Source organism: Methylobacterium sp. PvP105 (genome assembly GCF_017876975.1).
GTDB classification, from domain to species: domain Bacteria; phylum Pseudomonadota; class Alphaproteobacteria; order Rhizobiales; family Beijerinckiaceae; genus Methylobacterium; species Methylobacterium radiotolerans.
The window spans coordinates 2,589,421-2,607,303 of the sequence record NZ_JAGIPA010000001.1 but is presented as its reverse complement, the minus strand read 5'-3'; the positions used below and the strand labels follow the sequence as shown (position 1 = coordinate 2,607,303).

Below are 17,883 nucleotides of genomic sequence, written 5' to 3'. Positions count from 1 at the left end.
GATGATGAGGCCTCGGGCGGTGCAAGCCCCGTGCGGCTAGCTATTCCGCAGCCGCAGGTCTCGCCGCACCGTCCCGCGCGCCCTCCAACCAGAGAGCGAGATCGGCCCGGGCCCGGTCGGTGAGCGCGCGCTTCTTCAGCGCCGCCTTCTCGGGCCCGCGCAGGCGCCGGCCGGTCTCGTTGCGGGGGGCCCGCTCGAGCGGCGGGAACAGGCCGAAATTGACGTTCATCGGCTGGAACGAGCGCGGGGCGTTGGCCTCGCCGTCCGCCATCAGGTGGCCGCCGGTGATGTGGGCGATGAGCGCGCCGAGGGCCGTGCTCTGGGGCAGGGGGGCGAGCGGCCGGCCGGCCGCCTCCGCGACGGCGAAGCGGCCGGCCATCAGCCCGACCGCGGCGCTCTCGACGTAGCCCTCGCAGCCGGTGATCTGGCCGGCGAAGCGTAAGGAGGGCCGGGCCCTCAGCCGGAGGGTGGCGTCGAGGAGGCGCGGGCTGTCGAGATAGGTGTTGCGGTGCAGGCCCCCGAGGCGGGCGAACTCGGCCCGCTCCAGGCCGGGGATCATGCGGAAGATCCGGACCTGCTCGGAATAGGTCAGCTTCGTCTGGAAGCCGACCATGTTGTACAGGGTGCCCAGCGCGTTGTCCTGGCGCAGCTGCACGATCGCGCAGGGCTTGACCAGCGGGTCGCGGGGATTGGTGAGCCCCACGGGCTTCATCGGCCCGTGGCGCAGGGTCTCGGGGCCGCGCTCGGCCATGACCTCGACGGGCAGGCAGCCGTCGAAATAGGGCGTGCCCTCCCACTGCTTGAACCCGATCTTCTCGCCCGCCACGAGGGCGGCCACGAAGGTGTCGTACTGCTCACGGCTCATCGGGCAGTTGAGGTAGTCCGCGCCCGTGCCGCCGGGTCCCGGCTTGTCGTAGCGGGACTGGAACCACGCCACGTCCATGTCGATCGAGTCGCGGTGGACGATCGGCGCGATCGCGTCGAAGAAGGCCAGCGACTCGGCGCCGGTGAGCCCGCGGATGCCCTCGGCCAGCGCCGGCGCCGTGAGCGGGCCGGTGGCGACGATGCAGGGGCCCCATGCCTCCGGCGGCAGGCCCTCGACCTCCCCGCGGACGAGGGTGACGTTGGGGTGCTGCTCCAGGGCCCGGGTCACCGCGGCGGAGAAGCCCTCGCGGTCGACCGCCAGCGCCCCGCCCGCCGGCACCTGGTTAGTGTCGGCCGCCCGCATGATCAGCGAGCCCAAGCTGCGCATCTCCTGGTGCAGCAGCCCGACGGCGTTGCCCTCGGGGTCGTCGGACCGGAACGAGTTCGAGCAGACGAGTTCGGCCAGGCCGTCCGTCCGATGCGCCTCGGTGCCGCGCACGGGGCGCATCTCGTGGATCACCGCGCGGTGCCCGGCTTCGGCCACCTGCCAGGCGGCCTCGGATCCGGCGAGACCGCCGCCGACGATGTGGATGATCTGTGTCATGTCTGAGAATAGCGAAGGACCGCCGTCCGGATCAACGGGCGGCGGTCCTTCGGGACGTTCGTCTCGGGTGCTGTGACTCGGGCGCTGGGATCAGACGCGGGCGACGCCGCGGATCTCGCTGCGGTTGATGCCGAGATCGGCAAGATCGCGGTCCGACAGGCGGGACAGCTGGGAGACGGTGTCGCGGTACCGGAGATAGGCGCGGACGCGGCTCAGGACGCTACGGGCGGCGGACATGGTGTGCTGTGACCTCTGCTCAGGCAGACGATGGCGCCCCATTGCGCATCGCTGCCTCTTGTTGGTGCAACGCACATATAATCCGACCGCAGCGCAGCAGGAGGCGCAAGGTCAAGCACCAGACCTGCGGGAATTGCATAACCGGCTTAAGAAACCGGCAAGGTTTCCGAATGGTCATTCTTTGTGCGCATGCGGGGTCGCGCGGGGCTCCCCGCACGCGCGAAGGGCGCCCCACCGGTCGGCGGGACGCCCTCCCGGCGTCTCACGCGTGCCCGGACCGGGCTCAGTAGAACGGGCGCGGCCCGTAGAAGCCGTAGGGCCGGTAGAACGGCCGCGGCCGGTAATAGCCGCCGTACCCGCCGTAGTAGATCGGGCGCCGCCAGTAGCCGTAGGGCCGGGGGCCCCAGTTCGGCCGGCAGATGCCCCAGGGATTGGGGTGGAAGCCGGGGCCGCAGCCCCCGGCCGCCTCGGCGGACCCCGCGAGCCCGAGGCCGCCCGCGACCGCGGCGGCCATCACGAGCGCCTTCGCGCGCGGTGCGCTCAGAATCGTCATGACTGGATCTCCTCAACGCTTCCGGCGGATCGGGAGCCGGTGGTTGCAGATTCGGTCCCGCCACCTGAACCGTCGCTGAGCCGTAGGTTGTGTCCGGTACAGACCCGCGACGGCACCCGCGGCAACGCCGCCCGCCGCGCGAAAGTTGCGCGCTGCGGGCTCAGTGCAGCGAGGGCGTGCGCAGGAACCGCTCCCGGTCCCCGGAGACGAGGGCGAGCTTCACCCCGCGTCCCTCCCGGCGGATCGTGAGGGGGACCCGCACCCCGGCCTCGCCGAGGGCCCAGACGCTGCGGAACAGGGCGGCGAGATCGGCCACCGGCTCGCCGGCCACCGCCTCGATCACGTCCCCGGCCTGGAGGCCGCCGGTCTCGGCCGGGCCGTTGTCGGCGAGGCCCATGACGACGATGCCCTCCTCGCTCTCGGTGGCGTAGAGGCCGAGCCAGGGGCGCGGCGGCCGGTTGGCGCGCCCGCGCGTGGCGAGGTCCTCGAGGATCGGCGTCAGCAGGTCGATGGGCACGACCATGTTGATCGGCCGCGCCGCGCCGGCGCCGCCCTGCTGCAGCTGCAGCGAGCCGATGCCGAGCAGGTCGCCCTGGGGACCGATCAGCGCGGTGCCGCCCCAGTGCGGGTGGGCGGGGGCGGTGAACAGGGCCTCGTCGAGGACGTATTCCCAGTAGCCGGCGAATTCCTGCCGGGCGACCACCTCGACGGCGACGCAGCGCTGCCGCCCGCCCGCCCCCGCCAGCACGGCCCGGTCACCGGTCTTCAGCCCGGCCGAGCGGCCGAGCGGGAGGGCCGGCACGCCGAGATCGCCGAGCGCCTGGACCAGGCCGAAGCCCGTGGCGGCATCGAAGCCGAGGACGTGGCCGGGCACCGAGCGGCCGTCCCGGGTGGTGAGCCAGACGCTCTCGGCCTCGGTGACGAGGTAGCCGATGGTGAGCACCAGCCCGTCCTCGCGGATCACCACGCCGTTGCCGGCGCGCTCGGTGCCGAGCGTCTCGGCCGTGAACGCGCTCTCCGGGATCCGCGCCGACAGGGCCAGGACGGCGGAGAGCGCCCGGTCGAGGTCGTAGCCGTAATCCGCGGGCCTGGGCTGGGCCTGCGCGGGGATCTTCCACTCGCCCTGCGTCGCCATGACATTCCTTCGGCTCGTCCGCCTGCGCCCCGGTCGGCCCCGGAGCCGCGCAATCGGCACACCATAGGATGTCCGCGCCGCCCGCGTCACCCGCGGCCGGTTGCGACCCATGGCCGGGCCCGCGCGGGGCGGCCCGCGGCGGGGCCGGCACAACAAAAAACCGCCCGGCGGGGCCGGGCGGCGCGCCGTCCCGGGGGACGGCCTGTCGGAGATCCGGGAGCCCCCGCCGCGCGGCGGCGGGGAGCCCGGCGTCTCGGGAGGGTCTCAGTACTTGCGAACAATGGCAACAGGCTCCGGAGCGGGAGCCGGGGTCGGCGAGTACAGCGGCACAATGAAGCGGAGGAACCCGTCCGTCGAGTAGTTGGACCGAGGCTGGCCAAAAGCGGTCCGGTAGGTGTCGCCAGTCACGACATCGCGGCCGACATAAGCTTGAACAGAGAAGAGCTTGAAGTCGTAACCGATGAGGCCGCCGACTGCGAAGCGGCCGCGGTTGCCAACCGCCGCGCTGTACTGGCTGATGTCGAAGTTGTAGGTGCCGTAGGCGATCGGACCGATCTCGAAGTTGCCGAACTTCTTCGTTGCCGTGAAGTCGAAGTTCAGGGCGTCCGAAAGGTGGAGCGGGCCAATGGCGGCGCCGACCTGGCCGGGGAAGCGGCCGGGCGAGTCGTAGATGTTGGCGGTCAGGTTGGCGGTGATGTTCCAGCCGTTACCCGTGTAGCTGCCGGCGACGCCGAAGCGGTAGGTGTTGGAGGAGAGCTGCGGCAGAAGCGGCGTTCCGCCAAGGCCAGTGCCGAGCGAGCCGCGGTCGCCGTTGAGGTCGTTCAGATATGTGCCGCCGAGCAAGCTGACGCCAAAGTTGTTGCCCAGGTCGAACGCCCAGACGCCGCCGACGAAGGTGCCGACGTTGATCGAGATGTCCTTGTTGCGCACGCCCGCCGGGTTGCGGGTGAACACAAAGACGGTCGGGGGTGCCACGAGCAGCTCGATGCGGCCGCCGAACGGCACCAGCGGGGTCGACCAGACCAGGACAGGGATGTTGACGGCGGTATCGGCCGTGTTCGGCCCATCGGTGCGACGGTAGATGAACGTGTTGATGGCGTAGAGGCCTTCCGGCAGCGGCGCGCCGGTGGCCAGACCGACCTGCTCGCCCGGAATGGTCGTGGTCTGTGCCTGAGCGATCGTCGAGGTCATGCCGACCGTCAGCGCGACCGTGCCGGCCGCGAGCCAGTTCTTCATCATTTTCTCATTCCTTCCCAAGGTCACACGGCGTCCGTCCCGCATTCGGCACTTCCCTGCCGGTCTGCTCGCCTATCGCGGCTGCCGGCTTCGGACCTGCCGAGCGCCCCCACGGAGCCTGCCCGTCTCAACGTCTGCGACTATTCTACAGAGACCTGCGGAAAGACAGTGGAATGCTCGCCGAAACGCCACAACCAGCCGAACCGTTGCGCAAAAGCCGCATTTTTGCGGCGATGCAACACTGTCCACAGACCCTGCTCGAACGCGGGGTCCGGCAAAATATCGTTGAACGGTCAAGCTGTTGTCGGGCCGGGCGGCGGGAGAATCCGGCAAGGTCGGGGCGGCGATCGGGCAGGCGGCCGGTCCGGACGCGGCGTCCAGAATCCGGCGCCGGACCGGCCGGCAACCGGTTCGGACCCGCGCCCCGCGGCTCGAATCACCGCCCGCTCGGGCAGGTTCCGGACCGCATCCGGCAGAAACTGCCGCGCCGGGATCGGCCGGCGGGGCGGGCCAATCCGGAGACGGCCGCCGAGCGGGACGGTCCGCCGCGCTACTCCGCGGCGCGACCGCGGCTCGCCGGTGAGGCGGGGCGCCGCTCCAGCACCTCGCGCAGGAACCGGCCGGTATGGCTCGCGGTCGCGCGCGCGATCGCCTCGGGCGTCCCCTGGGCCACCACCCGGCCACCGCCGTCGCCGCCCTCGGGGCCCATGTCGATCACCCAGTCGGCGGTCTTGATCACTTCGAGGTTGTGCTCGATCACCACCACCGTGTTGCCCTGGTCGACCAGCTCGTGGAGGACCTCCATGAGCTTGGCGACGTCGTGGAAGTGCAGGCCGGTGGTCGGCTCGTCGAGGATGTAGAGGGTGCGGCCGGTGGCGCGCTTCGACAGCTCCTTGGAGAGCTTCACCCGCTGCGCCTCGCCCCCCGACAGGGTGGTGGCCTGCTGGCCGACATGGACGTAGTGCAGGCCGACCCGCTTCAGGGTCTCGAGCTTGTCGCGGATCGCCGGCACCGCCTTGAACAGCTCGGCCGCCTCCTCGACGGTGGAATCGAGCACGTCGGCGATCGACTTGCCCCTGTACTTCACCTCCAGGGTCTCGCGGTCGTAGCGCTTGCCCTTGCAGACGTCGCAGGTGACGTAGACGTCCGGCAGGAAGTGCATCTCGATCTTGATGACGCCGTCGCCCGAGCAGGCCTCGCAGCGCCCGCCCTTGACGTTGAACGAGAACCGCCCGGGCTGGTAGCCGCGGGCCTTGGCCTCGGGCAGGCCCGCGAACCAGTCGCGGATCGGCGTGAAGGCGCCGATATAGGTGGCGGGGTTCGAGCGCGGGGTGCGCCCGATCGGCGACTGGTCGATGTCGATGACCTTGTCGAGGTGCTCCAGCCCCTCCAGCCGCCCGTAGGGCGCCGGGTGCTCCAGGGCGCCGTTCAGCTTCTTCGCCACCGCCTTATAGAGCGTGTCGATCACCAGGGTCGACTTGCCGCCCCCGGACACGCCGGTGATGCAGGTGAAGGTGCCGAGCGGGATCTCGACATCCACGTCCTTCAGATTGTTGCCCCGGGCGCCGAACAGCCCGAGCTTGCCCTTCCGGCCCTTGCGGCGCGCGGTCGGGGTGCGCACGGACATCGCGCCGGTGAGATACTTGGCGGTGAGCGAGGCGGGATTCGCCAGCACCTCGGCGGGCGTCCCCTGCGCGATGATCTCGCCGCCGTGGATGCCGGCGCCCGGCCCGACATCGACCACGTAATCGGCCTGCAGGATCGCGTCCTCGTCGTGCTCGACCACGATCACCGAGTTGCCGAGGTCGCGCAGGCGCTTGAGCGTGCCGAGCAGCCGCTCGTTGTCGCGCTGGTGCAGGCCGATCGAGGGCTCGTCCAGCACGTAGAGCACGCCGGTCAGCCCCGAGCCGATCTGCGAGGCGAGCCGGATGCGCTGGCTCTCGCCGCCCGAGAGCGAGCCGGAGCCGCGGGCGAGCGTCAGGTATTCCAGGCCGACATCCACCAGGAAGGTCAGCCGGTCGCGGATCTCTTTCAGGATCCGGACCGCGATCTCGTTCTGCTTGGCGGTCAGCTTCTCCGGCAGCTCCGAGAACCAGCGGTGCGCCTCGCTCACCGAGAGGGCCGTGACGTCGGCGATGTCCGCCATGGCGACCTTCACGGCGAGCGCCTCGGGCTTCAGCCGCTTGCCGCCGCAGGCGGCGCAGGGCGTCTCGCTCATGAAGCGCCCGATCTCCTCCCGGACGGCGTCCGAGTCGCTCTCCTTATAGCGGCGCTCCAGGTTCGGGATCACGCCCTCGAACGGCTTGTTGACCGTGTACTTGCGCAACCCGTCGTCGTAGGCGAAGCGGATCGACTGCTTGCCCGAGCCGTAGAGCACGATGGCGCGGGCGGTCTCCGACAGGCTCTGCCAGGGGACGCCCGTCTTGAAGCCGAAATGCTCGGCCAGCGCCTCCAGGGTCTGACCGTAATAGGGCGAGGTCGACTTCGCCCAGGGGCCGACCGCGCCGCGCTTCAGGCTCAGGGCCGGGTCGGAGATCACCAGTTCGGGATCGATCCGCATCTCGTGGCCGATGCCGCTGCAGGTCGGGCAGGCGCCGAACGGGTTGTTGAACGAGAACAGACGCGGCTCGATCTCCGCGATGGTGAAGCCCGAGACCGGGCAGGCGAACCGCGACGAGAAGGTGATGGTCCGGGGCGCCTCGCCCTCGGGGGCGTCGGCGAACACGATCTCGGCGACGCCGTCGGCGAGCTCCAGCGCCGTCTCGAAGGATTCGGCGAGGCGCGAGCCGATATCGGCGCGGACCACGATCCGGTCGACCACCACGTCGATGTCGTGCTTGAACTTCTTGTCGAGCTTGGGCACGTCGTCGATGGCGTAGTACTCGCCGTTCACGCGCAGACGCTGGAAGCCCTTCTTCTGGTACTCGGCGATTTCCTTGCGGTACTCGCCTTTCCGCCCGCGGACCACCGGCGCGAGCAGGTAGAGCCGGGTCTTCTCCGGCAGTTCCAGCACGCGGTCGACCATCTGCTGGACGGTCTGGCTCTCGATCGGCAGGCCGGTGGCCGGCGAGTAGGGGATGCCGACCCGCGCCCAGAGCAGGCGCATGTAGTCGTAGATCTCGGTGACCGTCCCCACGGTGGAGCGGGGATTCTTGGAGGTGGTCTTCTGCTCGATGGAGATGGCCGGCGACAGCCCGTCGATCTGGTCGACGTCGGGCTTCGACATCATCTCCAGGAACTGGCGAGCGTAGGCCGAGAGCGACTCGACGTAGCGGCGCTGCCCCTCGGCGTAGATCGTGTCGAAGGCGAGCGACGACTTGCCCGAGCCCGACAGCCCGGTGAACACCACGAGCTTGTCCCGGGGGATGGTCAGGTCGACGTTCTTGAGATTGTGCTCCCGGGCGCCGCGGATCGCGATGACCCGCCGGTCCTCGACGGGGGCCGGCGCGGCGTCGAACAGGGCCTCCAGCCTGGCGTCGATGGCGGCCTCGGTCCGGGCCGCGGGCGCTTCGCCCTTCGCGCGGGCCTGTCTCGGCAGGGCCGCCTTCGTTGAGCCTGCCTTCGTCGAGGCTGCCTTGAGGGGCGCCTTGGGAGCGGCTTTGGCGGCGCCGGCGCGGCTTGCGACACGACTTCCAGCTTGGGCTTTGGCCATGAGAGCGGCGGTCTTTCGAGGCGTCGACGCGGTCAGAGTCGGATTCGCGCGCGGGCCAGCCGCCGCACCGGCCTCATGTCGAGCCCGCGGGGGCTCACGGCAAGATGTGGCCGGCGGGACGCAGGCCCGTCATGCGCCGCCCTTGCTAGAACGAAACGCGTACGTCGGCAACCGCTCGGTGAACGCGCAGCCGTCTTTGCGCGCAGCGAAGCAATCCGGATGGCGCCACGCTGACGAGCCGCGCGCCGGGCCCCTTCGCTTGCGCGGGCGACGACGTGCAGCCAACGGCCGCGATCGGAGTCCGGCGGCCCCGGGTTCGCCGGATCTCGATTCGCCAAACCTTGGCCCACCTTCGGTGTTGCACCGCGGGAGTTGAGATCCACATCGCCCAATCCCGCCCACAGATCCAAGTCCCGACAGGCATCGATGCCAGCACTCGACCTGACCGATCCGGTCGCCATCCCGGGGGCCGACGACCGGGCCGCGGCCCGGCAGAGGCTGTCCACGCGGCTGCTGTTCCTGATCGTCGGCATCGCCAACGCCACCTGGGCGCCGCTGGTGCCGCTGGTGAAGGACCGCGCCGGCCTCGACGCGGCGGGGCTCGGCCTGCTGCTCCTCACCTTCGGCATCGGCTCGATCCTGGCGATGCCGAGCGCCGGGGTGGCGGCCGCGCGGCTCGGCTTCCGGCCGGTCCTGCTCGCCGGCACGCTGGCCCTCGGCCTCGCCCTCCCGGTGCTGGCCGCGGCCTCGGGGCTCGTGACGCTCACCCTGGGGCTGCTGCTGTTCGGGGCCGGGATGGGGGCGGTGGACTGCGTCATGAACCTGCAGGCGGTCGCGGTGGAGCGCCGGAGCGGGCACCCGATGATGTCGGGCTTCCACGGCCTCTACAGCCTCGGCTGCATCCTGGGGGCGCTGATCGCCAGCGGCCTGCTGGCGGCGGGCCTCGGCGCGGGCTGGAGCGTGCTGCTCCTGACCGCCGGCATCGCGGCCCTGTTCGCCGCCGCCTGGCCCGGCATCCTGCCGCCGGACAGGGGAGGGGCGCGCGGCGGCCCCGCCTTCGCGCTGCCCCGCGGCCCGGTGCTGGTCCTGGGCCTGCTCTGCTTCGTGGTGTTCCTCACCGAGGGCTCGGCCCTCGACTGGAGCGCGGTCTTCCTGATCCAGCAGCGGGGGCTCGATCCGGCCTGGGCGGCGCTCGGCTACGCGGCCTTCTCGGTGACGATGACGGTCGGCCGGCTCGCGGGCGACCGGGTCGTGGCCCGGCTCGGGCGCCGGAGCGTGGTCGTCCTCGGCGGCCTGCTGGCGGCCGTCGGCCTCGCGCTCTCGGTCCTCGTCCCGGCCTGGGAGGCGGCACTCGCCGGCTACGCGCTGGTCGGGGCGGGCTGCGCCAACATCGTCCCGGTCCTGTTCACGGCGGCCGGCCGCCAGAGGGCGATGGCCGCGCGCGTGGCGGTGCCGGCGGTGACGACGCTGGGCTATGCCGGGGTGCTGGCGGGCCCGGCCCTGATCGGCTTCGCCGCGCAGGCGCTCGGCCTTCCCGCGGCGCTCCTGATCGTGGCGATCCTGCTCGTCGGCGTGGCGGCGGCCGGGCGCTCCCTGCGGGTCTGACCTCAACCCTCCGCGTTGCGCGCCATGAAGCTGGCCGGCGTCCCGTCCTCCGGGTTCACGAAGATGATGTCGGTCGGCGCCCGGCGGGGCGTGTCGATCGACAGGAACACCACCGGGTCCCCGGGCTCGAGCGCCGGCATCGCGTGGACCGTGCCCTTCTCGAAGAACAGGAGCTGGCCGGGGCCGAACGCGGTCACCGCGGCGGGATCGCGCATCCAGAAGGTGCCCCGGCCCGAGAGGCAGTAGAGGTACTCGTCGCAGGTGGCGTGGTAGTGCGGCGGCGTCGGCCGGTAGACCCGGAACACCCGGGCGCTCGCGGCCTCCCGGTCGGTCAGGTAGGTGTCGACCAGGAGGGTCCCGGCGCTGTCGGGCAGCGCCGCCGCCAGTGCCGCCACGTCGAAGATCCCGGTCCCCGCCGCCTCCGTCATCGCGTCCTCACTCCGAGAAGCCTTCGAGCACGATCTTGCCCCTGGCGCGCCCGCTCTCGATCAGGCCGTGGGCGCGCCGGAGATTCGCGGCGTCGATCCGCCCGTAATGCTCTCCCAGGGTGGTGCGCAGGCGGCCCGAATCAATGAGGCGGGCGACCTCGTCGAGGAGCGCGCCCTGGGCAGCGATGTCGGCGGTGGCGAACATCGAGCGGGTGAACATGAACTCCCAGTGCAGCGACAGGCTCTTGCGCTTGAGGAGCCCGACATCGAGGCGCTCCGGATCGTCGATCAGGGCGAGGCGGCCCTGCGGGGCGATGAGCTCGACGATCGCGGCGAGGTGCGCGTCGGTGTTGGTCGTGGAGAAGACGAGGCCCGGCGCGCCGAGCCCCAGGGCCGCCACCTCGGCCGCCAGGGGCTTGGAATGGTCGACCACGTGGTGGGCGCCGAGGTCCCGGCACCAGGCCGCCGTCTCGGGCCGCGACGCGGTGGCGATCACGGTGAGGTCGGTGAGTTCCCGGGCGAGCTGGATGGCCACCGAGCCGACGCCCCCCGCGCCGCCGACGATCAGGATCGCCGGGGCGGCGCCCGGAACCGGCTTGCCCGTGTCGAGCCGGTCGAACAGCGTCTCCCAGGCGGTGATCGCGGTGAGCGGCAGGGCGGCGGCCTGCGCCCAGTCGAGGCGCGCGGGCTTGCGCCCGACGATGCGGGCATCGACGCAGTGGAACTGGGCGTTCGTCCCCGGCCGGGTGAGGTCGCCCGCGTAGAACACCGCGTCGCCCGCGGCGAAGCCCTGGACCTCCGCGCCGGCGGCGACGACGGTGCCGGCCGCGTCCCAGCCGAGCACCTTGGCGCCGCCGGCCTCCGGCTCGGCCCGCCGCCGGACCTTGGTGTCGACGGGGTTCACCGAGACCGCCTCGACCTTCACCAGCAGGTCCAGCGGGCCGGGCGCCGGCTGGGGCAGGTCGAGGTCGACCAGGGCTTCGGGATCGGTGATCGGCAGGGACTTGCGGTAGCCGACGGCGCGCATGGTGATCTCCTCGGGCTGTCGCCGCAGGAGATGCCGCCCGCCTTCACGGGCCGCAAGTACGCACATAAAACGCCGCTAGTGCCGGAAACGATACCGTCGGAGACGCCCATGCCCCGCACCCGCCGCCACACGGGGGCCTGCAGCCCCGGCTGCGCCGTCGAGGCGACGCTCCGGCTCATCGACGGCAAGTGGAAGGGCGTGATCCTCTATCACCTGCTGGAGGGGACCCTGCGGTTCAACGAGATCCGGCGGCGCCTCGCCAGCGTGACCCAGCGCATGCTCACGAACCAGTTGCGCGAAATGGAAGCCGACGGCCTGATCACCCGGACGGTCTATGCCGAGGTTCCCCCGAAGGTCGAATACAGCCTGACCGAGCGGGGGCGGTCCCTCGAGCCGGTCATCCGCGCGCTGAAGACCTGGGGAGATCTGCACGTCGAATTGGCAGATGCGGCCCAAAACGCCGCCTGATTGGGCAGACCGGTCCCGGATCCGCGCGAGACCCATAACCGGATTTTTATGACTTGGCCGGAAGGTGGCGCGTCTCCTGCCGGACGGTTCCAGATCTTCCGATGCCGATCCTCGCCTCGCTCCGCGCCCGCATCCTGGCGGTGGCGCTCGCCCCGTGCCTCGCCTTCGCGGGGGCGGCCGGCCTCGCCGTGTCGGACCAGTGGGCGCGGCGGGCCGAGATGGACCGGGTTGAGGGCCTGGTCGGCCTCGCCTCCCGGATCAGCGCCTTCGTGCACGAGGCCCAGCGGGAGCGCGGGGCCTCGAGCCTGTTCCTGGGCGCGCAGGGCGCGCAGTTCGGTCCGGAACTGGCGGCCCAGCGCAGGCGCACCGACGCGGCGCTCGCCGGACTGCCCGAGGCCGTGACCGCCGCGACGGGCTTCGGGCCGGTCTTCGCGGCCCGGAGCGAGGGCTTCGCGCAGGCGCTCACCGGACTGGCCGCGCAGCGCCGGGCCGTCGACGCCCTGACGGCGGCCACGCCGCAGGCCGTGGCCTACTACACGGGCCTGATCGGGGAGGGGCTCGGGCTGGTGCGGGCCATGGGCGGCGCGATCGACGAGGCCGGCCTCGCCGCCCGGGCGAACGCCTACGCGGCCTTCCTGGCGCTGAAGGAGGCGGCCGGCCAGGAGCGGGCCGTCGCCGCGGCGGTCTTCGCCTCCGGCAACCTCGACCTCGCGGCCGCCCGCCGCCTCGCGACCCTCGCGGCCGAGCAGGCGACCTATGCCGGCCTGTTCCGGGCCGGGGCCGAGGCCGGGCAGGCGCACCTGCTCGACGCCGCGGAGGCGACCGGGCCGGCCCGCGAGGTCGCGCGCCTGCGGACGGTCGCGCAGGAGACGATGCCGGGGACGCCCCTCGCCTTCCGCGACGCGCCGGCGTGGTTCCGCCTCGCCACGCAGCGCATCGACGCCCTGAAGGGCGTGGAGGACCGGCTCACCGCCGACCTGGTGGCGGCCGCGGGGGCGGTGCACGCCCGCGCCGGGCGGATGCTGTCCCTCTGGGCCGCCGGCGGCCTCGCCCTGTTCGCCCTCTCGGCCGGCCTCGCGGTCTGGCTCGGCACGGCCATCGCCCGTCCGCTCTCCCGGATGGCCGGGGTGCTGACCGCGATCGGCCGGGACGCGGGCACGGCCGACCTGACCATCCCGACCGGCGGGCCGCGCGAGGTCCGGGCGATCGCCGCCGCCGCCCTGGCGTTCCGCGACAGCGTCGCCGAGCGCCGGGCGGCCCGGGCCGCGCAGGAGCGGCTCGCCGCCGAGACCGCGGCGGCCCAGCGCGCGGCCGCCCTCGGCCTCGCCGACAGCTTCGAGCGCCAGGTCGGCGGGATCGTCGCGGCCGTCTCGGCGGCGGCGGCCCAGCTGGAGGCCTCCGCGCACGGGATGGCCCGCGCCGCCCAGGACACGACCGATCTCAGCCGGGCGGTGGCGGTGTCGGCCGATTCGGCTGCCCGCTCGGCCGACACGGTGGCGGCGGCCACCGAGGAGCTCACCGCCTCGGTCCGGGAGATCGGCGTGCAGGTCGGGTCCTCGGCGGACCTCGCGGCGGCCGCCACGCGGAGCGCGGACGGCATGGCCGGGGAAGTCCACCGCCTCGCCCAGGCGGCCGGCAGCATCGGGGAGATCGTCGCGATCATCTCGCAGATCGCCGGCCAGACCAACCTGCTGGCGCTCAACGCCACCATCGAGGCGGCGCGCGCCGGGGAGGCCGGCCGCGGCTTCGCGGTGGTCGCCGCCGAGGTCAAGCACCTCGCGGAGCAGACCGCCCGGGCCACCGAGGAGATCGCCGGCAAGGTCTCGGAGATCACCGGATCGACCGAGGCCTCGGTCCGGTCGATCGGCGGCATCACCGCGGTGATCCGCGACCTCGCCCGGATCGGCGCCGAGATCGCCGCCATGGTCGAGCAGCAGGGCGCGGCCACCGCGGAGATCGCCCGGACTACCGCGCAGACCTCGCAGGACACAAGCGGGGTCTCGAAGCACATGGCGGGCGTCGGCGCGGCGGCCGGCACCGCGAGCCAGGGCTCGGCCCAGGTGCTGCACGCGGCGGCCGACCTGTCCCGGCAGGCGGGCGATCTGCGCGGCGCGGTCGAGACCTTCCTCACCCGGGTTCGCGCAGCCTGACGCGGGATCCCGAAGGGCTCGGCCCTTCGGCGGGGTGTCGGGGCAGTGCCCCGACATGCGGGCCGCGCCCGCGAAAGGTCCCGGACCTCCCGAACCGGGCTTTCCCTACGCGGCGAGGCCGAGCCCGAGGAGCCGGTCGGCGTTGCGCCAGAGGGCGGCCTCCAGGGCCTCCTCGGACAGGCCGAGGCCGCGGAAATCCGCGACGCCCTGGCCCATCGGGCGGAACGGGAACGAGGAGCCGAACAGGAACTGGTCCTTCATGAACCCGTTCGCCGCCTCGACGTAGAGGCCGCCGCCCGGCGCGAACGTGTACATGTCGGGCGAGACGAAGACGTTCGCGTTGCGGAACGCCACCGTCACCATGTCGGCGACGTGCGGGTAGAACCCGTGGCAGCACACGATCGGCAGCGCCGGGAAGGTCCTGGCGACCCGGTCGACGGCGAGCGGGTCGTTGAGGCGCAGGTCCGGCGTCGTCGGCCCCGACATCACGAAGGCCGGGACCTCGAGCTCCTGGCACAGCTCGTAGAGCGGCATCAGGCGCTCGTCGTCGGCCCGCATGGCCTCGCGGTAGAAGCCGGCATCGAGGTTGATGCCCTTGAAGCCGAGCTCGGTCACGGCGCGCCGCGCCTCCGCGAGGGCGGCCTTGCGGCCGAGCTTCACCGGATCCACCGAGGCGATGCCGATCAGCCGCCTCGGGTCGTGCCGGGCGGCCTCCGCCAGGGCGTCGTTCGAGACCCGCACCCCCGGGACCGAGCGGGCGACCATGACGGCGACGTCGATGCCGGCCCCGTCCATCTCGGCACGGAAGCCCTCGATCGTCGCGCCGCGGGTGAAGTGCTCCACCTCCCGGCTGCCGACCCGGGCATTGAGCCAGCGGGCCACGCCGAACTCGGGCGTGTCCGGCTCGGCGCCGAAGAATCTGTGCAGGAAGGTCGGCCGGCTGCGCATGTCCACGACGGGCATTGTTCGCGAGTCTCCTGTGCGGATCGAGCTGTGTGTCCGGTCGGTCCTCGTCTCAGCGCGAGACGGCCTCCAGCACCTTGCCGCGGGTCTCGACGCCGAGGGTCAGGACCAGCAGGGCGGCGATCAGGAAGCCGCCGGCGCCGACCTGGAACGCGGTGGCCGGGCCGTGGTCGCGCACCAGCACCGGCACGATCATCGGCCCCAGGATGGCGCCGATCCGCCCGAAGGCCGAGGCGAAGCCGGCGCCCGTGGCCCGGGCCCGGGTCGGGTAGAGTTCCGGCGTGTAGGCGTAGAGGCAGCTCCACATGCCGAACATGAAGAACTGCATGATGAAGCCGGCGACGAACAGCCAGGTCACGGCGACGCCCGAGACGGTCAGCACCGTCCCGGCGCCGGCATTGCCGTACAGGTAGGCCGCCGCCGCCGCGCAGATCAGGAACAGGGCGGTGGTGGGCTTGCGGCCGACCCGCTCGAGCAGCACGGCCGCCGCGGCGAAGCCCGGGATGCCGCCGAGGGTGATCAGGGTGACGAAGCCCACCGAGCCGACGATCGAGAAGCCGCGCTCCTTGAGCAGCACGGCGATCCAGGAATTGAGGCCGAAGAAGCCGATCAGCGCGAAGAACCACAGCCCGAACGCCATCACGGTGCGCAGGCGGTATTCGGGCGCGAACAGAGTCGCGACGGCGCCGCGGTGCGGACCCTGATGCGGACCCTGATGCGGATCTTGCCGCGGGCCGGGCACGGCCGCCGTCGCCGCGGCCAGGGCCGGCGCGACCGGGGGGAGGGGGCAGCCGGTGGCGCGCTCGACGGCCCGCTCCATCGCGGCCATCGCGGATTCCGCCTCCGCTTCGCGGCCCGCCTCGGCGAGCCAGCGGGGCGATTCCGGCATCGTGCGGCGCACCGCCAGCACCACGAGCGACAGCAGGCCGACCACCACGAAGGCCCAGCGCCAACCGAGATGGGGCAGGACGAAGAAGCTGATCGCCCCCGAGAGGACGTAGCCGACCGCCCAGAACCCCTCCAGGATCGCGATGTACTTGCCGCGCACCCGGGCCGGTACGATCTCCGAGACCATCGCCTGCGCCACCGGCGCCTCGCCGCCGACGCCGACCCCGATCAGGAACCGGCAGGCCATCAGCACGGGCAGGCTCCAGGCGGCCGCCGCCGCGAGGCTCGCCAGCCCCCAGACCACCATGGTCACCTGGAACACCGCCTTGCGGCCGAACCGGTCGGAGGCGGTGCCCGCGAGGACGTTGCCCACGAGCTGGCCCGCGAAGGTCATGGCGGCGAGCTGGCCGGCCTCGGTGGGCGTCAGGCCGAAGGCCGCCACGATCGCGCCGAGCAGGAAGGTCAGGAGCGCCACGTCGATCTGGTCGACGAGCCACGCCGAGGCGATGACCGCGAAGATCCGGCGCTGGTAGCCCGACATGGGCAGCCGCTCCAGGCGCGCCGCGATGTCGGAGGCGTGCGGCCGCGCGGCCCCGGATGACGGGGCGACCGGGCGTTCGGCGGCTGGCGGCACGGTCGGCTGCTCCCTCCGCGTCCCGGACCGTACCGGGGCGGTTCCGCGGATCCGGTACATCACGCCGGGGTCTCGGAACAGGGACGGTGCGCGCCCGTGCGCTTCGGAGCGGGACCCGGGCCGGATCCCGGTCGGCCGGGGCCGCCCCCGGGGTTTCCGGTTCAGTCGGGAATCGCGAAGCCGATCGACAGGCACAGGGCCGCGACGGCCGTCAGGGCCATGGCGGCCTGACGGACCTGGTGCCAGCGCGCGCTGCGCGCGCGCTCCTCCGGGCTGGCGCCGAGCCGGAGCTCGTCGTCGAAGCCCGTCACGAAGGATTCGAAGCTCGGGAAGGCGCGCCGCGCGAGCCAAATCCACACACCGACGGCGACCAGGCCGAGGGCCCAACCGCCGTAGGTAAACGCATCGTCCAACATCCGGCGCAGCCCTCGAGCCGACGCCCCCCTCGCCGCGTATTCTACGGGAAGTTGCGAAGATTGCCTAGGCGGAACAGGGGCTTCCGGGCCCGGTTCCGTGTTTCCGAACGTATCGCGGCGGCCCCGCTCGGGGACTGGTCCGGCCGCGTCACGGTCCCGTCAGTCCCTCTTCCGGCCGAGGGCGTAGAGGGTGATGGCGGCGGCGTTCGAGACGTTGAGGCTGCGGATCGCGCCCGAGAAGGGGATCCGGGCCAGGACGTCGCAGCAGCCCCGGGTCCGCTCGCGCAGGCCCTTGCCCTCGGCGCCCAGCACGATCACCAGGGGCCGCGCGACCGTCAGCGCGTCGAGGCTCTCGGGCGCGTCCGAATCGAGGCCGACCCGGGTGAAGCCGCGTTCGCCCAGTTCGATCAGGGCCTCGGCGAGGTTCCGGACAGTCACGAAGGGCACGTGTTCCAGGCCGCCGGAAGCGGATTTCGCCAGGACCCCGGTGGCGCCCGGCGCGTGGCGCGCCGTGGTGACGATCCCGGCCACGCCGAAGGCCGCGGCGGTGCGCACGATCGCCCCGACATTGTGCGGGTCGGTGATCTGGTCGAGCGCCAGCAGCAGCGCGTCGGCGGGCAGATCGTCGAGGCCGGGGGCGGGTAGGGGCTCGGCCTCCAGGTACAGCCCCTGGTGGACGGCGTCCGGGCCGAGCAGGCGGCCGATGTCGCTCGGCCGGACCAGTTCCGGGGTGATCCGCACGGCGCCGCCGAACTCGGCCTCCAGGCGCGCGGCCGCGTTCTCGGTGGCGAGCAGCCGGTGCAGGCCGCGCTGGGCGTTGCCCAGGGCCTGCACCACGGGATGCCAGCCGTAGAGCACGGTCGGCCCGTCGCCGCCCTCCTCCCGCGGGCGGGCCGCCGCGGCTGGGCGGCTTCCGGGCCGGGGGGCCGGGCGCCGGGGCCAGGGCGGGCGTGGCCGGCTGGGGCGTCCGCCGGGCGGGCGGCCGTCGTCGCGGCGATCCGTCATCGGGCTGCGATCGGCGAA

General features: G+C 72.6%; 15 protein-coding genes. 3 read left to right on the top strand and 12 right to left on the bottom strand.

From position 1 onward, the window contains the following. Positions 1-40 precede the first annotated feature (40 nt). The 6 genes from trmFO to uvrA all read right to left on the bottom strand — a co-directional run bounded on the left by trmFO (position 41) and on the right by uvrA (position 8,281). Entirely contained in the window at positions 41-1,468 is a 1,428-nt protein-coding gene (trmFO, locus tag J3A75_RS12465) for a methylenetetrahydrofolate--tRNA-(uracil(54)-C(5))-methyltransferase (FADH(2)-oxidizing) TrmFO (RefSeq protein ID WP_012318556.1), read from the bottom strand. 90 nt (positions 1,469-1,558) lie between these two features. Then, positions 1,559-1,705, bottom strand: a complete 147-nt coding sequence (locus J3A75_RS12460) for a DUF1127 domain-containing protein (protein ID WP_012318555.1) — start codon at positions 1,703-1,705, stop codon at positions 1,559-1,561. Between the two features lie 283 nt (positions 1,706-1,988). Beyond that, entirely contained in the window at positions 1,989-2,258 is a 270-nt protein-coding gene (locus J3A75_RS12455) for a GCG_CRPN prefix-to-repeats domain-containing protein (RefSeq protein ID WP_012318554.1), read from the bottom strand. Positions 2,259-2,418: 160 nt separating this feature from the next. Next, on the bottom strand, positions 2,419-3,393 hold the full coding sequence (locus J3A75_RS12450; RefSeq protein WP_012318553.1) for a S1C family serine protease: 975 nt from the start codon (positions 3,391-3,393) through the stop codon (positions 2,419-2,421). Between the two features lie 264 nt (positions 3,394-3,657). Further along, a complete protein-coding gene (locus J3A75_RS12445) occupies positions 3,658-4,632 on the bottom strand; it encodes a transporter (RefSeq protein WP_209650258.1) in 975 nt (324 codons plus the stop codon). Positions 4,633-5,179: 547 nt separating this feature from the next. Continuing rightward, positions 5,180-8,281, bottom strand: a complete 3,102-nt coding sequence (uvrA, locus tag J3A75_RS12440) for an excinuclease ABC subunit UvrA (RefSeq protein WP_058606924.1) — start codon at positions 8,279-8,281, stop codon at positions 5,180-5,182. A 426-nt stretch (positions 8,282-8,707) separates the two neighbouring features. Here uvrA and J3A75_RS12435 point away from each other — a divergent pair, with 426 nt between their 5' ends. After that, the gene (locus J3A75_RS12435; RefSeq protein WP_024830468.1) at positions 8,708-9,886 is read left to right on the top strand and encodes an MFS transporter; all 1,179 of its coding nucleotides are present in this window, start codon (positions 8,708-8,710) and stop codon (positions 9,884-9,886) included. 2 nt (positions 9,887-9,888) lie between these two features. Here the strand turns inward: J3A75_RS12435 and J3A75_RS12430 are convergent, their stop codons facing one another. Both J3A75_RS12430 and J3A75_RS12425 read right to left on the bottom strand, forming a co-directional pair. Continuing rightward, positions 9,889-10,314: a cupin domain-containing protein gene (locus J3A75_RS12430; protein ID WP_012318549.1), complete on the bottom strand. Its 426-nt coding sequence runs from the start codon at positions 10,312-10,314 to the stop codon at positions 9,889-9,891. A gap of 7 nt (positions 10,315-10,321) precedes the next feature. Next, the gene (locus tag J3A75_RS12425; RefSeq protein WP_012318548.1) at positions 10,322-11,341 is read right to left on the bottom strand and encodes a zinc-binding alcohol dehydrogenase family protein; all 1,020 of its coding nucleotides are present in this window, start codon (positions 11,339-11,341) and stop codon (positions 10,322-10,324) included. A 108-nt stretch (positions 11,342-11,449) separates the two neighbouring features. On the opposite strand from J3A75_RS12425, the gene J3A75_RS12420 reads away from it, so the two are divergent. Continuing rightward, positions 11,450-11,809, top strand: coding sequence for a winged helix-turn-helix transcriptional regulator (locus J3A75_RS12420; RefSeq protein WP_012318547.1), 360 nt, complete (start codon positions 11,450-11,452; stop codon positions 11,807-11,809). A gap of 101 nt (positions 11,810-11,910) precedes the next feature. Next, a complete protein-coding gene (locus tag J3A75_RS12415; protein ID WP_209650257.1) occupies positions 11,911-13,959 on the top strand; it encodes a methyl-accepting chemotaxis protein in 2,049 nt (682 codons plus the stop codon). Positions 13,960-14,064: 105 nt separating this feature from the next. Here J3A75_RS12415 and J3A75_RS12410 read toward each other — a convergent pair whose 3' ends face one another. From J3A75_RS12410 to J3A75_RS12395, 4 genes are all read right to left on the bottom strand, one after another. After that, entirely contained in the window at positions 14,065-14,922 is an 858-nt protein-coding gene (locus J3A75_RS12410; RefSeq protein WP_012318545.1) for an amidohydrolase family protein, read from the bottom strand. A gap of 52 nt (positions 14,923-14,974) precedes the next feature. Further along, entirely contained in the window at positions 14,975-16,444 is a 1,470-nt protein-coding gene (locus tag J3A75_RS12405; protein WP_041372557.1) for an MFS transporter, read from the bottom strand. 161 nt (positions 16,445-16,605) lie between these two features. After that, positions 16,606-16,860, bottom strand: coding sequence for a hypothetical protein (locus J3A75_RS12400; protein WP_024830472.1), 255 nt, complete (start codon positions 16,858-16,860; stop codon positions 16,606-16,608). A 159-nt stretch (positions 16,861-17,019) separates the two neighbouring features. Further along, positions 17,020-17,865 (bottom strand): TrmH family RNA methyltransferase, encoded by an 846-nt coding sequence (locus tag J3A75_RS12395; RefSeq protein WP_012318542.1) that lies wholly within the window; start codon positions 17,863-17,865, stop codon positions 17,020-17,022. Positions 17,866-17,883: the final 18 nt, after the last annotated feature.

Bases quoted from the DNA above. Each gene is read 5' to 3' on its own strand.
- J3A75_RS12455 (WP_012318554.1), bottom strand. From the start codon at position 2,258: ATGACGATTCTGAGCGCACCGCGCGCGAAGGCGCTCGTGATGGCCGCC.
- J3A75_RS12450 (WP_012318553.1), bottom strand. From the start codon at position 3,393: ATGGCGACGCAGGGCGAGTGGAAGATCCCCGCGCAGGCCCAGCCCAGG.
- uvrA (WP_058606924.1), bottom strand. From the start codon at position 8,281: ATGGCCAAAGCCCAAGCTGGAAGTCGTGTCGCAAGCCGCGCCGGCGCC.
- J3A75_RS12395 (WP_012318542.1), bottom strand. From the start codon at position 17,865: ATGACGGATCGCCGCGACGACGGCCGCCCGCCCGGCGGACGCCCCAGC.
- trmFO (WP_012318556.1), bottom strand. From the start codon at position 1,468: ATGACACAGATCATCCACATCGTCGGCGGCGGTCTCGCCGGATCCGAG.
- J3A75_RS12445 (WP_209650258.1), bottom strand. From the start codon at position 4,632: ATGATGAAGAACTGGCTCGCGGCCGGCACGGTCGCGCTGACGGTCGGC.
- J3A75_RS12415 (WP_209650257.1), top strand. From the start codon at position 11,911: ATGCCGATCCTCGCCTCGCTCCGCGCCCGCATCCTGGCGGTGGCGCTC.
- J3A75_RS12460 (WP_012318555.1), bottom strand. From the start codon at position 1,705: ATGTCCGCCGCCCGTAGCGTCCTGAGCCGCGTCCGCGCCTATCTCCGG.
- J3A75_RS12425 (WP_012318548.1), bottom strand. From the start codon at position 11,341: ATGCGCGCCGTCGGCTACCGCAAGTCCCTGCCGATCACCGATCCCGAA.
- J3A75_RS12400 (WP_024830472.1), bottom strand. From the start codon at position 16,860: ATGTTGGACGATGCGTTTACCTACGGCGGTTGGGCCCTCGGCCTGGTC.
- J3A75_RS12435 (WP_024830468.1), top strand. From the start codon at position 8,708: ATGCCAGCACTCGACCTGACCGATCCGGTCGCCATCCCGGGGGCCGAC.
- J3A75_RS12410 (WP_012318545.1), bottom strand. From the start codon at position 14,922: ATGCCCGTCGTGGACATGCGCAGCCGGCCGACCTTCCTGCACAGATTC.
- J3A75_RS12420 (WP_012318547.1), top strand. From the start codon at position 11,450: ATGCCCCGCACCCGCCGCCACACGGGGGCCTGCAGCCCCGGCTGCGCC.
- J3A75_RS12430 (WP_012318549.1), bottom strand. From the start codon at position 10,314: ATGACGGAGGCGGCGGGGACCGGGATCTTCGACGTGGCGGCACTGGCG.